13 protein-coding genes are annotated in these 15,513 nt (G+C 62.2%); 2 read left to right on the forward strand and 11 right to left on the reverse strand.

The window, feature by feature from the left end; translation table 11 throughout:
* Positions 1-123: 123 nt before the first annotated feature.
* The 5 genes from HRU92_RS06205 to dusB form a co-directional block, all read right to left on the reverse strand.
* Entirely contained in the window at positions 124-1,503 is a 1,380-nt protein-coding gene (locus tag HRU92_RS06205; RefSeq protein WP_127753137.1) for a sigma-54 dependent transcriptional regulator, read from the reverse strand.
* On the reverse strand, positions 1,503-3,836 hold the full coding sequence (locus tag HRU92_RS06210; protein ID WP_127753138.1) for a PAS domain-containing sensor histidine kinase: 2,334 nt from the start codon (positions 3,834-3,836) through the stop codon (positions 1,503-1,505). Before HRU92_RS06210 ends, HRU92_RS06205 begins: the two co-directional genes overlap by 1 nt.
* A 155-nt stretch (positions 3,837-3,991) precedes the next feature.
* The gene (gene ntrC, locus HRU92_RS06215) at positions 3,992-5,440 is read right to left on the reverse strand and encodes a nitrogen regulation protein NR(I) (protein ID WP_127753139.1); all 1,449 of its coding nucleotides are present in this window, start codon (positions 5,438-5,440) and stop codon (positions 3,992-3,994) included.
* Positions 5,437-6,558 (reverse strand): ATP-binding protein, encoded by a 1,122-nt coding sequence (locus tag HRU92_RS06220; RefSeq protein WP_127753140.1) that lies wholly within the window; start codon positions 6,556-6,558, stop codon positions 5,437-5,439. Before HRU92_RS06220 ends, ntrC begins: the two co-directional genes overlap by 4 nt.
* A complete protein-coding gene (gene dusB / locus HRU92_RS06225) occupies positions 6,555-7,559 on the reverse strand; it encodes a tRNA dihydrouridine synthase DusB (protein WP_349236697.1) in 1,005 nt (334 codons plus the stop codon). The genes HRU92_RS06220 and dusB overlap by 4 nt, the downstream gene beginning before the upstream one ends.
* 174 nt (positions 7,560-7,733) lie before the next feature.
* Here dusB and HRU92_RS06230 point away from each other — a divergent pair, with 174 nt between their 5' ends.
* Together HRU92_RS06230 and HRU92_RS06235 are read left to right on the forward strand one after the other, a co-directional pair.
* A complete protein-coding gene (locus HRU92_RS06230) occupies positions 7,734-8,927 on the forward strand; it encodes a bifunctional 2-C-methyl-D-erythritol 4-phosphate cytidylyltransferase/2-C-methyl-D-erythritol 2,4-cyclodiphosphate synthase (RefSeq protein WP_173087802.1) in 1,194 nt (397 codons plus the stop codon).
* Complete coding sequence (locus HRU92_RS06235) at positions 8,927-9,430, forward strand: CinA family protein (protein WP_172123374.1); 504 nt, start codon at positions 8,927-8,929, stop codon at positions 9,428-9,430. Before HRU92_RS06230 ends, HRU92_RS06235 begins: the two co-directional genes overlap by 1 nt.
* Here the strand turns inward: HRU92_RS06235 and HRU92_RS06240 are convergent.
* The 6 genes from HRU92_RS06240 to HRU92_RS06265 all read right to left on the reverse strand — a co-directional run bounded on the left by HRU92_RS06240 (position 9,418) and on the right by HRU92_RS06265 (position 15,513).
* Positions 9,418-9,858 carry an SRPBCC family protein gene (locus HRU92_RS06240; protein ID WP_172123375.1) on the reverse strand — a complete coding sequence of 147 codons (441 nt, stop codon included), beginning with the start codon at positions 9,856-9,858 and terminating at the stop codon, positions 9,418-9,420. The two genes, HRU92_RS06235 and HRU92_RS06240, sit on opposite strands and share 13 nt — an antisense overlap.
* The gene (lipA, locus tag HRU92_RS06245) at positions 9,858-10,811 is read right to left on the reverse strand and encodes a lipoyl synthase (protein ID WP_172123376.1); all 954 of its coding nucleotides are present in this window, start codon (positions 10,809-10,811) and stop codon (positions 9,858-9,860) included. The genes HRU92_RS06240 and lipA overlap by 1 nt, the downstream gene beginning before the upstream one ends.
* A gap of 89 nt (positions 10,812-10,900) precedes the next feature.
* Positions 10,901-11,947: a Gfo/Idh/MocA family oxidoreductase gene (locus tag HRU92_RS06250; protein ID WP_172123377.1), complete on the reverse strand. Its 1,047-nt coding sequence runs from the start codon at positions 11,945-11,947 to the stop codon at positions 10,901-10,903.
* A gap of 48 nt (positions 11,948-11,995) precedes the next feature.
* The gene (gene lpdA, locus HRU92_RS06255) at positions 11,996-13,435 is read right to left on the reverse strand and encodes a dihydrolipoyl dehydrogenase (protein ID WP_172123378.1); all 1,440 of its coding nucleotides are present in this window, start codon (positions 13,433-13,435) and stop codon (positions 11,996-11,998) included.
* 30 nt (positions 13,436-13,465) lie between these two features.
* Positions 13,466-14,116 (reverse strand): SGNH/GDSL hydrolase family protein, encoded by a 651-nt coding sequence (locus tag HRU92_RS06260; protein WP_172124990.1) that lies wholly within the window; start codon positions 14,114-14,116, stop codon positions 13,466-13,468.
* Between the two features lie 5 nt (positions 14,117-14,121).
* Positions 14,122-15,513, reverse strand: coding sequence for a pyruvate dehydrogenase complex dihydrolipoamide acetyltransferase (locus HRU92_RS06265; protein WP_172123379.1), 1,392 nt, complete (start codon positions 15,511-15,513; stop codon positions 14,122-14,124).

The following is a 15,513-nucleotide window of genomic DNA, read 5'->3' on the forward strand; positions in this document are numbered from 1 at the left end:
GGTCCCCGGAAGCACCGCGTTGTTCCGGTTTATGGGGTCGTCGTTTGTTCCGGCACTATGGCACGCCTGCTTTTTGCTGCCTACCCGCGGCGGCTGCATGGCTCGGCTACGTTTTCCTCGGTCTTAGAGTCCCAGCGACTTGATCTTGCGATGCAAAGCACTGCGCTCCATACCGACGAACTCCGCAGTCTTGGAGATGTTCCCGCCGAAACGCTCGATTTGCGCCAGCAGATACTGCCGCTCGAACACTTCGCGCGCGTCGCGCAGCGGCAGGCTCATCAGATGGGCCGACGAGTCGGTGTCCCCTACGGTTGGCAGCACCTCGCCGATATCAGACGGCAGCATGGCTGCGCTGATTGTGCCGTCTTCGGGCTGCTGGTCCTTCATCAGAATCAGGAGCCGTTCGATCGAGTTGCGCAACTGGCGGGCATTACCGGGCCATTCCTGTGCCTGGAGCACCGCCATGGCGTCGTCGCCGACGGCCAGGCGCTGAAGATTGTGCATGCGGCAGACCTGCTCAATGAACACGTTGACCAGCGGCGGCACGTCTTCGCGCCGCTCCTTAAGGGGCGTGATCGGCAAGGGCACGATGGAAAGGCGATGGAACAGGTCGCTGCGGAATTCTCCCGACTCGATCTGCGCGGCAACGTTCTGCGAACTCGAGGCGATGATTCGAACATCGATCGGCACCGCCTGGGTTCCGCCGACACGATTAAAGCGGTTCTCGACCAGCGTACGGAGCAAGGCTGCCTGGGTGGCTTGCGGCAGCGTAGTAACCTCGGAAAGGTAAAGTGTGCCGCCATGAGCTTTTTCCAGCGCTCCGACTTCAACCTTGAGCACGCCGGACTTGTCGCGGGTTTCGCGCCCAAACAGCACCACCGGCACTTCTTCCGGGGCGTAGAGGGAGGCGTTGATCTCGACAAACGGCGAATCGGCGCGAGGGCTGCGTTGATGCAGCAGGCGCGCGACGAGCCCCTTGCCAACGCCTGAAGGGCCGGAAATGAAGATGCGCGAATTGGTGGGCGCGGATTTCTCGATCAGGCCGCGGACCTGCTGGAGCGCGGGGGAGCTGCCCACCATTTCGCTCTTGGTGGCCGATCGCTCCTTGAGCTCGGCAACCTCGTTGCGCAGGCGCGTCGCTTCCATCGCTCGCTGGGTGATATGGAGCAGCCGGTCAATCTTGAACGGCTTTTCGATATAGTCATAGGCGCCGCGGCGGATGGCGGAAACGGCGGTTTCAACATTGCCGTGGCCCGAAATCATTACCACCGGCATTTCGGGGTGCTGGGACTGGAAGACATCGAGCAATTGCAAGCCGTCGAGCCGCGAGCCCTGCATCCAGATGTCGAGGAAAACGAGGCTGGGCCGCCGGCGGGCGATCTCGTTGAGACCGCTATCGGCGTCATGAGCCTGGCGAGCTTCAAAGCCTTCGTCCTCAAGGATGCCCGCAATGAGTTCGCGGATGTCGTCTTCGTCGTCGATGATCAGAATGTCGAGTGCCATTAGGTGTGAACAGCCGCTTGCATGAGCGGTTCCTCCTGTTGGGATGGCCATTGTTCCTGCCGCGAGGAACCGGCGTTATCCGAAAAGCTGTGGGGCGAGCGGAGGGGCAGCGTGAAGGTCACGCAAGCCCCTACCCGGCCGCTGGGATCTGGTTCGGCGTCGACCAGCTCGACGATACCGCCATGCTGTTCGACAATCTTGGCGACGATGGCGAGGCCCAGCCCCGTGCCCTTTTCGCGCGTTGTCATATAAGGCTCGAGCAGCCGCTGCCGGTTGTCCTTAGGCCAGCCCTTGCCGTTGTCAGAAACGGTGACCCGGGCGAAATTGCCTTCAAGTTGCGCCGCGACCGTGATGGTGGGCTCCCAATCAGGACCAGTCGGCACCGACTCGAAAGCTTCCACCGCGTTCTTGATGAGGTTGGTCAGCGTTTGGGAGATCAGGCGGCTGTCAAAGAAGGCAATGATGGCCTTTTCGGGCAGATGCGTGATGATGTTGAGATCCGGCAAGCGGACGCTTTCCAGGAACACGGCTTGGCGCACGGTATCTGACAGATCGGCCGGTTCGGGCGCCGCTTCTGGCATGCGCGCGAACGCCGAGAACTCGTCGACCATCCGACCGATATCGCCAACCTGCCGCACGATGGTGTTGATGCACTTGTCGAACACATCGCGATCATCTTCGAGCTTGGCGCCATAGCGACGGCGCAGGCGCTCGGCGGAAAGCTGGATGGGGGTCAGGGGGTTCTTGATCTCATGGGCCACGCGTCGCGCCACGTCGGCCCAGGCGCTGGTGCGCTGAGCCGATTCGAGATCGGTGATATCGTCAAAGGTCAGAACATAGCCCTTGGATTCGGCGATGGAGCCTTCGCGGGTGAGCTGGACCTGATAGGTGCGCCGGTCCGTTTCGTTGCCGAGCTGGATCTGATCGCGAACCTGGCCGCGACGCGCCGAACGGGCTCGCTCCAGGATGGGTGCGAGTTGGCTCATCACATCCTCGATGCGCTTGCCCATCAGGCTGATTTCATCGGTGTCGAGCATCTCGCAGGCGCGGGCATTCACGAGAGTTACCGCGCCAAATGAGTCGAGGCCAATGATGCCGGCGGAGACGCCCTCCACCACCGCTTCGGTGAACTGCCGACGCTTCTCGTTCATCTCGTTGGCCGTCAGCAGCGCTTCGCGCTGAGAGCGCAACTGCTGGGTCATGCGGTTAAAGCCAGTGGAGAGATCACGCAGATCGCCCCTGCCCTCCTGCACGGGCACCTGAACGTCCAACTCGCCGCGGCTGACGCGGGAGGAGGCGATCATCAGGTTACGGATTGGGTCGACGAACCGGTTGGCGAGCGCAATGCCGGTCCAGAGGGCGGCGAGGAGCAGCACCACCGCGAGACCGATATACATGATGGTAAAGGTGATCTGCAGCACCAGCCGGTTGGAGGCGTATTCCCGGTACTCGGTGATGTTCTCGTCGGTGAGGCGCATATATTCGAGCACCTCGGCGTCAACCGGCCGGGCGACGAACAGGAAAGTGTCGTCATAGCCGCGCAGCTTGACGATGGAGCCGACCAGATTGGTCTTGCCCGGGGCAATTGAAGTCGGAGCCCCCTCCCCCACGCCTTGGGTGATTCCCTCGGGTAGCTTGGGATAAGCGCCTTGGACGGCAATCTGGGCACGCATCAGCGTTTCACCGTCGCCGGTGATCAGCGAGGTGAAAGGGAGCGAGCGGGTAATGGCCAAGGCAGTCAGGATGCGTCGGAAGCGGTCTTCGTCCTCCTCGAAGGTGCCATGGGCCTGCTCAAGTTCAGCCGCCACCCAGATGATGTCGTCGCGCAGCACCTGGGCATGCTCGAGCATGTAGGAGCGGGCGACGAGGCGCGAGCTTTCTACCATGGCTCGGGTTCGCTCGGAGAACCACTGGTCGAGCCCCTGGTTGAGCGCCAGCGAAGCCACGACGGCAACGATCACTGCGGGAACCGCCGCCACAAAGGCGAACATGCCGACCATCTGGATCTGCATGCCGGCGCCTGCCTGACGGCGCAGGCGCGCCTGCACCAGCAAGGTCGCCTCGGTCACCACCAGCGCGATCACCAGCAGCACGAGGATGCCAGTGACGATCCAGATTGCGGTCCACACCTCCGGGGATGGCTCGATCCGCGTGATGCCAGACAGAATCAGGAAGGACAGCGAGGACATCAGCACCGATGCCACTACGACCACAAAGCCCAGAACGCGGAGCGGTCCATTGCCAGCGGCGGCAAACAGCGAGCGCGACTTTGCTGCAGCCTTCGCTGGCCGCCCCGCCTTGTATCGGATGATCCTGCTTGTCGCTTCGGTCAAATCGTGGTCCGGGCCCGTTGCTGCCGTGGGGAGGCGGAGCCTGACCCAATTCGCTCCTTCCTTCAAGATAATTGTTGCCGAAATGTGACACCCGCGGCCGCGGCGCGGCCGTGCTTCCGCTGCGTGGAGCGGTTTTGGTCTCTAATCGACCCGGATCAGCCGTTGCGTCGGCTGTGTTTTACAATTTCGATGCTGTGAGTGCGGATCTTCTTGCGTAGCGTGTTGCGGTTCAGGCCCAGCAGGTCCGCGGCCTTGATCTGATTGCCACCGCAGGCGTTGAGCGCCATGGCGATTAGCGGGGCTTCCACCTTGTCGATCACCCGCTGATAGAGCCCGGCCGGGGGCAGATTGGGCTCGTACTCGCGCAGCAGTTGCCCCACATGGGTTTCCACCGCCATGGAGACGTCGACAGGACCGCTGGGGGCTGACGAGGGGGAGCGATCAATGATGTTCAGTTCGTTCTGGACGATCTCGGCGGAAATGTTCTCGTCGACATAAAGGGCAGAAAGCCGGCGAACGAGGTTTTCCAGCTCGCGCACATTGCCGGGCCAGGCATAGTTCTGCATGAGCCGAATGGCTTCGGGCGTGATGGTCTTGGGCGGCTCGCCTTCCCGTTGGGCCGAGCGCAGGAAGTGGGCTGCGAGGTCACCGACATCCTCCACCCGCTCGCGCAGCGGCGGCAGCCGAAGCGGCACGACATTGAGGCGATAAAACAAATCCTCGCGGAACAGTCCTTGCCGGATCATCTGGCTGAGGTCGCGGTGAGTGGCGGCGACGATGCGCACATTGGTCTTGATGGCGCTGCGACCACCGACCATCGTGTACTCTCCCTCCTGCAGCACGCGCAGAAGCCGGGTTTGCGCGTCCATCGGCATGTCGCCGATTTCATCGAGAAAGAGCGTGCCCCCTTCGGCCTGCTCGAAGCGGCCAGAAGAGCGCGCATTGGCACCGGTGAACGCCCCTTTTTCATGGCCGAACAATTCGGCCTCAATCAGGTCGCGGGGAATGGCGGCCATGTTGATGGCTACAAACGGGCCATTGCGGCGCTTGCCGAAGTCGTGGAGCGCGCGCGCCACCAGTTCCTTGCCGGTGCCGCTTTCGCCGTTGATCATGACGGTAAGGTCAGTCTGCATCAGCCGGGCAAGAGCGCGATAGATGTCCTGCATCGCGGTGGAGCGGCCCACCAGCGGCATGGTTTCGCCTGGATCTTCCGCCTTGCGTTCGGCGGGTGTGGGCTTTTTGGCATCGGCCAGTCCGCGTGCGACAACCGACAGGACTTCGGTGATGTCGAACGGCTTGGGTAGGTATTCGTAGGCACCAACCTCGGAGGCGCGAATTGCCGTCATGAAGGTGTTCTGGGCCGACATCACGATCATGGGCAGGTCCGGCCGGATCTTCTTGATCTTGGGCATGACCTCAAAGGCATTGCCGTCGGGCATGGCCACATCAGTGATGAGGATGTCCCCTTCCCCGCGGCTGACCCAGTTCCACATGGTGGATATATTGCCCGTGGGACGAACCTCGTAGCCCGCACGGGTCAAGGCCTGGTTGAGCACCATGCGAATGGCGGCATCATCATCGGCAAGCAGAACAACGTGACTCATGGAGCCGAAACCTCTTCGGATGGCGCTTGAGAAACGCCACTGGCGACCGGAAGGAGAATGCGGAAGCGCGTGCGGCCGGGGCGGCTCTCGCAATCGATGACACCACCATGATCACCGACGATCTTGGCAACAAGGGCAAGGCCAAGGCCCGAGCCATTGGTCTTGGTGGTCACGAATGGATCAAACAGGAACGGCAGAATATCGGGAGGGACTCCCGGGCCATTGTCTTCGATCACGATCTCGAGTGGCAGCGAGATACGTTCGGAAACGCCGGTGACGCTGATGCGAATGCCGGGGCGAAACGCCGTTGTGAGCCTTATCTCGGGTTTTTGCGTGCGCTCCAGTGCCTCGGAGGCATTCTTGACCAGGTTGATGAACACCTGGATCAGCTGGTCGCGATTGCCGAGCACTGGAGGCAGGGACGGATCGTATTCCTCAGAAAAGGCAATGCCGCGGGCAACACCATTGCGCGCGAGCAGCTTCACCCGATCAAGGATGACGTGAATGTTGATAGCGTCTCGTTCCATCGGCCGCTCGTCGCCAAAGACCTCGACGCGGTCGATCAGGTTGACGATGCGGTCGGTTTCCTCACGGATGAGTCGGGCGAGCGGAATTTCCTCGCTGGCAACGGATTGTTCCAGAAGCTGCGCGGCACCTCGGATCCCTGAAAGCGGGTTCTTGATCTCATGGGCGAGCATGGAGGCCAGGCCGGTGACCGAACGGGCGGCACCGCGCGAAACCATCTGCCGGTCGATCTTGTCGGCCATGGTGCGCTCCTGGATGAGGATCGCGATGCGGCCATCGGTGTCGGAAATCGGGCTGGCAAACACGTCGGCAATGCGCTCGTCACCGAAGCGCGATGAACCCACCCGCACGCGATATTCCGTCATCGGTGCCCGCCGGGTAGCAACGGTATCAACGAGCCCGATAATGGGCGAGCCGAAGGCAATGAGATCATCAAGCTTTTGGCGGCTGAGAACGCTGAGCGAAGCGCCGAAAAACGCCTCGGCGGCGTAATTGACGAAGGTGATCTGGCGGTCTTCCGCGCAGACGATGATGGGCTGTGGCAACGCCTGCAGCACGGCGGTGGACGGGAACTCATCAAGCGTCGCGTTCAAGCGGCAACCCTCCAGTCGGCGGCATAAAGGCGAGAGATCATGCTGAGCACCTCAGGCGGCGACTCACAGTTAAGCAGCGCGGTGCGAGTGGCTTTGTCGAAGGAAAGATCCGCCGCTTCCGCATACCAGTCGAGGTGCTTGCGGGCGGCGCGAAGGCCAACAGCGGTGCCATATTCAAGCAGGATCGCTTCGTAATGCTCGGCGACGAGTTCGGCCAGCGCAGTGCCGATCGGTGCCGGAGCGGGCGCTTCGCCAGCAAGCTCGGCGCCGATTTGACCCACCGCCCAGGGGCGGCCTTGGGCCCCCCGGCCCAGCATCACCGCTGCAGCGCCCGACAGGGCCAGCGCCTCGCGCGCCGTGGCGAGATCGATGATGTCGCCATTGACCACAACGGGCACTGAGACAGCCTCAACCACGGCGCGCACGCGGTCCCAGCGGGCCTGGCCCTTGTAGAATTGCTGGCGAGTGCGCCCATGCACCGTGATCATCTGCGCTCCCGCCTCGACCGCCCGTCGGGCGATTTCGGGCGCGTTGAGCGTGTCGTCGTCCCAGCCCAAACGCATTTTCACCGTGACAGGAAGCGGAGTGGCGGTCACAACAGCATCCACCAGGGCAATGGCCTGATCGGGCACCCGCATCAGGGCTGAACCGGAATACCCGTTGGTCACCCGCTTGGCGGGACAGCCGAAATTGATGTCGATGATATCAGCGCCAGCCTCATAGGCCGCGCGCGCCCCAGCGGCCATCCACTCTGCTTCGCAGCCGGCCAACTGTACCATATGCGGCAGGGAGCCGGCGGGCTTGCCGAGCTTGCGCACCATGTCCTGGTGTCCGGTGGTGAGCGCGGCGCTGGCGATCATCTCCGACACTACCATGCCGGCACCGAAGCGCTCGGCCAGGGAGCGGAACGGGCGGTCGGTTATGCCCGCCATTGGGGCCAGCAAGGCATTGTTCGGAAGCTGATGCTTTCCGATGCTCAACGCGCAGGCAAACTTACTCACCAACTGCCCCGGATTTATTCACTTCGTGGGATTTGCCTGCACAATAATCAATTCCACCGAGCACGCAACAGTCAAACGCTGCGCTGAGGGAGAGGCCTGCCTGCACTTGCCGCATGGCTGCAGCGCGGTTAGACCAGCGCGATGTGACGGTTTGTTGTTTCAGGTTCCCTGCTTATGCGTTCTCGATCCATTGCCGTCATCGTTGTTGCTGCGGGGCGCGGCGAGAGGGCCGCTGCAGGCGGCGTTTCCGAGCCCAAACAGTATCGCATGCTAGCGGGCGAGGCGGTGCTGTCGCGCACCCTCAAGGCATTTCTGGGGCTGCCCGAAGTTCAATATGTGCTGCCGGTTATCCATGCCGAGCATGCCGATCGCTTTGCGGCTCTAGAATTGCAGCATGAGAATCTATTGCCCCCGGTGTCTGGCGGCGCTACCCGGCAGGCTTCGGTGCTGGAGGGGCTAAAAAGCCTCGCCAAGCTGCGGCCGGACTACGTCTTGATCCAGGACGCTGCTCGCCCGCTGGTGGAAGGTGACGTGGTCGCCGGGGTGATCGATGCGCTTGCCGAACTGGAAGGCGCCCTGCCCGCCGTAGGAGTAACCGACACCATCAAGCGCTCGCCGGATGGCGCCCTGGTCACGGCGACCGAGGATCGCTCGACCTTGTTTGCGGCGCAGACCCCACAGGGTTTCCGCTTTCCCCAGTTGTTCTCGGCGCATATGCGCGCTTCGACGGTGCGGCGCACCTTCACCGACGATGCCGAGATCGCCGAATGGGCCGGCCTACGGGTAGGGCTGGTGCCGGGCACGCATCGCAATCTCAAGATTACCCACCCAAATGATTTCCAGCTAGCCGAGCGCCTGCTGGCAGGAGCTGAGATGATCACAGAAACCCGTGTTGGCACCGGCTTTGACGTGCACCCCTTCGAGCCGGGCGACGCTGTCTGGCTGGGCGGCGTGCGTATTCCACACACCGCCAAGCTCAAGGGTCACTCTGACGCGGACGTGGCGCTGCATGCCCTCACCGACGCTCTGCTGGGTGCCATAGGCGAAGGGGATATCGGCATTCATTTTCCGCCCAGCGACGACCGATGGAAAGGCGTGGGTTCCGTCGTGTTCCTGCGGCACGCCGGTGACCTCGTGAACAAAGCGGGGGGCCGGATCGTTAATGTCGACGTCACGATAGTTTGCGAGCGGCCGCGGATTGCCGAACATGTGCCCGCCATGCAAGCTGTGATCGGCGAGGCGCTTGGAATTGCGACTACGAGAATCGCGATCAAGGCGACGACGAACGAGCGGCTCGGTTTTATCGGGCGGGAGGAAGGAATGGTCGCCATGGCCAGCGCCAGCATTGAACTGCCGAGGCTCGATTGATGACCCTCAAACCAGAGCCTGGTCGGGCGGAGCGCGTCATCGCGCTGTTGGCTGCTGCTGGCAAGACAATCGTCACCGCCGAAAGCTGTACCGGGGGGATGATCGGGGCGGCCATTACCGATGTTCCCGGCTCATCATCGGCCTTTTACGGCGGCTATATCACCTACGCGAACGCGGCCAAGTCGCGCATGATCCAGGTGCAGCCCCGCTTGATCCGGGATTATGGCGCCGTGTCCAACCAGGTTGCGCGCGCCATGGCGGACGGCGCGCGCAACACGGCGCGGGCTGACTACGCCCTGTCAGTCACTGGTATTGCCGGTCCGGACGGAGGCAGCGAGAAAAAACCGGTGGGCCTGGTTTATGTAGCGATGTCGTCAGAACTCGCGACCGTCGTGATCGAGCACCGCTTCGGCGATTTGGGTCGCGACGGTATCCGCCGCGCCAGCGTCGATGCAGCGCTCGATTTGGCGCTTCAGGTGCTAGGGGATGTTCAAAGCCCGTAGCGCCGGTCCGCTTCCTCGCCAAAGGCGCGCATGATCTCTTCCTGCTTGGCGGCAAAGGCGGGCTCGGCCACGGCGGCAATGAAGGGATTGGAGATCTTGAAGTCGATCTCGAAGCGCACGCGTGTCCCCTCCCCTTCCGGCTCGAAGCGCCAGCGACTGTCGAGATAACTAAAGGGACCGTCCACCGCCTTGGCATCGATTACCAGTGCTTCAGAATCCAGCTTCACTCGGCTCGTATAGGCCTGCGTGATGGGACCAAAGGACAGGGTCATGCGGGCGAGCCGGGTACTCTCGGGCGCGGCCGGGTCGGGCTGCACCACCATGTTACGGCAGTTGGGCACGAAACGCGGATAGTCTTCCAGATCGGCGACGATTTCGAACATGCGTTGGGGCAGATGCGGCACATGCCGCTCAAAAGTACGTTTCATCAATAACCAAGCTTCTGGAGCCGTGCAGTGCGAAGGCGTGCGAAATCCTCGCCCGCATGGTGGGACGAGCGCGTCAGCGGGCTAGAGGACACGAGGGAGAAGCCCTTAGCCGTCGCCACGGTGGCGTAAGACTTGAACTCCTCGGGCGTCACGAACCGCTGCAGCGGATAGTGCTTCTTAGTGGGCTGCAGATACTGGCCAATGGTGAGGAAATCCACATCGGCTGAGCGCAGATCGTCCATCAGCTGGAGCACTTCGTTGCGCTCTTCGCCCAGCCCAACCATGATCCCCGACTTGGTGAACATGGTGGGATCGAGTTCCTTGACCTTTTGCAGCAGGCGGATGGAGTGGAAGTAACGGGCGCCTGGCCGCACCTTCAGATATTTGGACGGCACCGTTTCCAAATTGTGGTTGAACACATCGGGTTTGGCCGCAACGACGATCTCCAATGCGCCATCCTTGCGCAGGAAATCAGGGGTCAAAATCTCGATCGTAGTGCCTGGGTTGCTGGCGCGGATCGCCAGGATAACTTCGGCGAAGTGCCGGGCACCGCCGTCAGCCAGGTCATCGCGATCCACCGAAGTGATCACGACGTGTTCGAGCCCGAGCTTCTGCACGGCCTTGGCGACATTCTCCGGCTCATTGGGATCAAGCGGCCCCGGCAGGCCCGTGCGCACATTGCAAAAGGCGCAGGCGCGGGTGCAGATCTCGCCCATGATCATCATGGTCGCGTGCTTCTTGCTCCAGCACTCGCCGATATTGGGGCAGCCCGCTTCCTCGCACACCGTGACGAGATTATTCTCGCGCACGATCTGCTGGGTTTCCTTGTAGACCGGCGAGCCCGGCGCGCGCACACGAATCCAGTCCGGCTTGCGCAGCACGGCATTGTCGGGCCGATGCTCCTTTTCCGGGTGGCGGGGCTTAAGCAGCGAATTGTCGATGAGCGTAACCAAGATGAGGTCCTGACTGGCACGATGTGCCTGCTATATCGCTCCCTTACGGGGCCGGTTCAACCCAGCCTCTCGTTGCATGACCGAGAAGTTCAAACCCGATCCATCACCTCGGCGATCTCGACCCACTCGCCATCGCGAAATGCCGAAAGGATCGTCGCCTGTACCAGGGCGAGGGAATAAAGGTTGTCCTCGCCCGAACTGAAGCGAGCCGGGACCGACCCGGTCTCGATCACCTTGGCGACCGCAGCTAGGGTTCCCCTGCGGTCGGGGTATTCCACCGGCGCCAGTTCAACCTGCTTGGGCTGAGCATCACGCTCGCGGGTTTGCAGCCGATCCGGACCCGCCTTGCCCATGAAGTGATCCCGCGAGGTCCACCAGATTTCGCCTTCCGAGCAGTCGATGGTCCATTCCCCGGCCCAGGGCGTGGCCGGACCATTGCTCATCCAGGAGCCCCGATAAGAGACAATCACGCCCTTCTCGAACTCTATTGTCGCAACGCCTGTCGGGTGATGCCCAAAGGGGCTGCCCGCCGGGTTCCAGGTGCGGCAGGACACGCGCTTGGGATTGTCGTTGAGCACCATGCGCATCAGGTCAAAATGGTGGATCGACATATCAGCGAGCAGCGGATCGGGCATGTCCCAATAGCGGTAGCCCTGGGACGGCGCGTGGCGGCGGAAATCAATGGAAACCAGATTGATCGGCCCGAACTTTTGCGCGCCGATCATTTCCGCGGCGGCGATCGGAGCTGGCTGGAAGCGGTAGTTCTGGCTGACCATCAAGATACGGTTGCGCGCTTTGGCGAGCGCCACCAACTCCTTGGCCTGCGCGATAGTTGAGGCAAAGGGCTTTTCGACGATGACGTTGAAATCGAGCTCAAGAGCCTGCTTGACGACGGGATAATGCGCTTCGGTGCGCAAGGTGGCGATCACCAGATCGGCCTCTACGCTTCGCGCCGCCTCTTCGAGGCTGAGAAAGCACTTGTTCTGGGGGACACCCAGTTCAGCCTGGACGCGCGCAATCGCCTCAGGATTGGCATCTACATAGGCCACCATCTCGACCGTGCGGACCTGGGGAATAACTTCCTTGGTCCAGTCGAAGCCCCAGAACCCGAGGCCGACCTGAATGGCTTTGACCATCTGGCTTGTTCCCTGTGTTTGTCCGCAGTGCGCTCATTGCCGGCGCGCCTAGACGTTCAACGCCCGCCCATAGGCATCCAGAACGCTTTCCTTCATCGTCTCGCTCAGCGTAGGGTGTGGGAAGATGGTGTGGATCAGCTCTTCCTCGGTAGTTTCGAGGTTCATGGCGATCACAAAGCCCTGGATCAATTCGGTCACCTCAGCCCCGATCATGTGGGCACCGAGCAACTCGCCGGTCTTGGCGTCGAAGATGGTTTTGACCAGGCCATCCGGTTCACCCAGTGCAATGGCCTTGCCATTACCCACGAACGGGAACCGCCCGACCTTGATCTCGCGCCCGCTTTCCTTGGCCTTCGCTTCGGTGAGCCCGACACTTGCCACCTGCGGCTCGCAATAGGTGCAACCGGGGACCTTGAGCTTTTCGAGCGGATGGGCGTGCATGCCCGCGATTTTTTCGACCGTGATCACCGCTTCATGCTCGGCCTTGTGCGCCAGCATCGGGGGACCCGCGACGTCGCCAATGGCCCAGATACCGTCCACATTGGTCTTGCCGAAGCCATCGATCACGATGGCGCCGCGCTCGGTTTTCACACCAACGGTCTCAAGCCCGATATTCTCGATATTACACTGCACACCGATGGCCGAGATCAGCTTTTCGCCACGGATCTCCTGCTTTTCGCCGCCCTTGAGCTCAACATGAGCAACAATGCCGTCCGCTGTCTTGTCAACCTTGGCCACCTTGGCTTCGGTCAGGATCTTGATGCCGCGTTTTTCCAGACGCTTGCGCGCAAGGCCCGATATCTCGGCATCCTCCACCGGCAAGATCTGCGGCAGCAGCTCGATAATCGTCACTTCCGCCCCCATGGAGCGGTAGAAGGATGCGAACTCGACGCCAATCGCGCCCGAGCCCATCACCACCAGCGACTTGGGCATGCTCGCCGGTTTCATGGCTTCAAAATAGGTCCAGATGCGTTCCCCATCTGGCTCGATGCCGGGCAGCACGCGAGGACGGGCACCGGTAGCGATGATGATGTTCTTGGCCTTGTAGGTCCCCTCGCCCAGCGCATTCTTGGGCACCGGGCCCTGCGGCTGCACGATCGCCTTCTTGGTCGGCGCAACCCGGATTTCACCCGGTTTGGTGAGGACGGCTTCGCCCCAGATGATGTCGACCTTGTTCTTCTTCATCAGAAACTGCACGCCATTGTTCATCTGCGCGGCAATGGCGCGCGAACGCTTGACGATGGCATCCATGTCAAAGCCGTAGTCATTGGCCTTGAGCCCGTAATTGCTGGCATGCTCCATATGGCCGTATACCTCGGCCGTACGCAGCAGAGCCTTGGTGGGGATGCAGCCCCAGTTGGAACAGATGCCGGCCATGTGCTCGCGCTCTACAACGGCAACTTTCATGCCCAGCTGTGCCCCGCGAATGGCGGCCACATAGCCACCAGGGCCGGCGCCGATCACGAGTAAGTCGTATTGGTCAGCCATTTTGGCCTCCGAATGGTCGATAGAAGCGGCTCAAAGAGCCAGCATGGATGCGACGACAGGCACAAGGCCCTCGCCGATTGCGCGGGTATTGGCCGCGTCCAAATGAATTCCGTCCAGCGGATCAGGCGTGGCGACGGTGCTGGCGTCGAAAAAGCCAGTGCTCAATTCCTGCGCGCGGCGCTGGTAATCGGCCGCGAACTCGCCGGATTCCCGCACCGCATGCTCGATGCCGCCAAAGCTGCGGATCATGTCGGCATTGTCGGTAGCGCAGGCGAGCGGGGGCGCCACCAGAAGGATTTGAGGCACCGGCTCATTGAGCATGGCGAAGTGACCACGCGTGAGCTGCACCAGGCGACGCATGCCAAAGGATGCGGTCAGCGCGCTGCCGCACACTGCCGGCTTCAGATCATTGGTGCCAAGCATGATGATCACGAGATCAAGCGGAGCATGGCTCGCGAGCAGCGTCGGCAGGATGCGGGCGCCATTGCGATCGGAGTCAGCGGTCCAGTCGTCAAAGGCCGTGGTGCGACCACCGAGGCCTTCGGCGATCACCCGCACTTGACCGCCTAGGCCAGCCTCAAGGACGCTGGGCCAGCGGTGCTCAAAGGCATGGCGCGGGCCGCCCGTGAGCGGGTTGGCGCCATAGGTCAGGCTATCGCCATAAGCCAGGATGGTTTTCATCGCGCTCACGCCAACATCATCACGGGAGTTTCGATCAGGCCCTTGAACACGCCCAGGAGTTCTGCGCCCAAGGCACCGTCGACGGCCCGGTGATCGCAGGAGAGCGTTACCGTCATGAACTGGCCGGTCTTGACCTGACCCTTTTCGGCATAAACGCGCTCTTCGCCGGCACCAACCGCCAGGATCGTGCCATGGGGCGGGTTGATCACCGCCGCGAAGTGCTTGATGCCGTACATGCCCATATTGGACACCGAAGTGGCGCCGCCCTGATACTCATGCGGGGCCAGCTTCTTGTTGCGGGCTCGCGTCGCGAGATCCTTGACCTCCTCGGAGATCTGACGGAGCGACTTGGTGTCGGCTGACTTAACGACTGGCGTGAACAGCCCGCCGGGCACCGCCACGGCGACCGCAACGTCGGAGCGCTTGTGATAGAGAATGGAGTCGCCCGCCCAGGTGGCGTTTGCCGCTGGCACGCGCTGCAGGGCCAAGGCCCAAGCCTTCATCACGAAGTCATTGACAGAAAGCTTGAACTCGGGCTTGCCGTCCTTTGATTTTGGCGCACCGGCATTGATCTGCTCGCGCGCTTCCATCAGCGCGTCGATCCGGCAATCAAGCGTCAGGTAGAAGTGCGGAATGGTCTGCTTGGACTCGGTGAGGCGCTGGGCCACCACCTTGCGCATGCCGTCGTTCGGCACGATCTCGTAGCTGCCTTCCTCGTACATGGCCATGACCTGGCTCTTGCTGAGGCCCGCGGGAGCGGCGGCGCCAGCGGTCGATGCCGGTGCTGCAGCGGCGGCCGGAGCCGTCTTGGGCTGAGTTTTGCCGGAGCGAAGCGCTTCGATATCGGCCTTGATCACGCGGCCCTTGGGGCCGGAGCCCGCAACGGTCGCCAGATCAATGCCGCTTTCACGCGCCAGGCGCCGGGCAAGCGGCGACGCGAACACCTTACCATTGCCGTTGTTGGCCGAGGGTGCCGCTGTTGCTGGCGCCGGCGCCTGCGGCTGAGCGTCCACCGGTGCCGTCGAAGTCGTCGAGGTGCCCTTGTCATACATCAGCGTGCCGGCATCGCCCTTGGCCGGCCCCTCGGCGGCAGGTGGTGCTTCCGCTTTCGGCGGTGCAGCAGGAGCGGGAGCGGATGTAGCATCGGCGCTTTCGCCTTCCTGCAGCAGCACGGCGATAACGGCATTGACCTTCACGCCGTCGGTGCCTTCGGCCACAAGGATCTTGCCGATCTTGCCCTCGTCCACGGCCTCCACTTCCATGGTGGCCTTGTCGGTCTCGATTTCGGCGATCACGTCACCGGAGGAAACGGTGTCGCCTTCCTTGACGTGCCATTTGGCAAGCTTGCCCTCTTCCATCGTGGGAGAGAGCGCCGGCATGGTGATATCGATCGGCAT

Origin of the sequence: Devosia sp. 1635, from assembly GCF_013185955.1 — a bacterium.
Classification (GTDB): Bacteria; Pseudomonadota; Alphaproteobacteria; order Rhizobiales; family Devosiaceae; genus Devosia.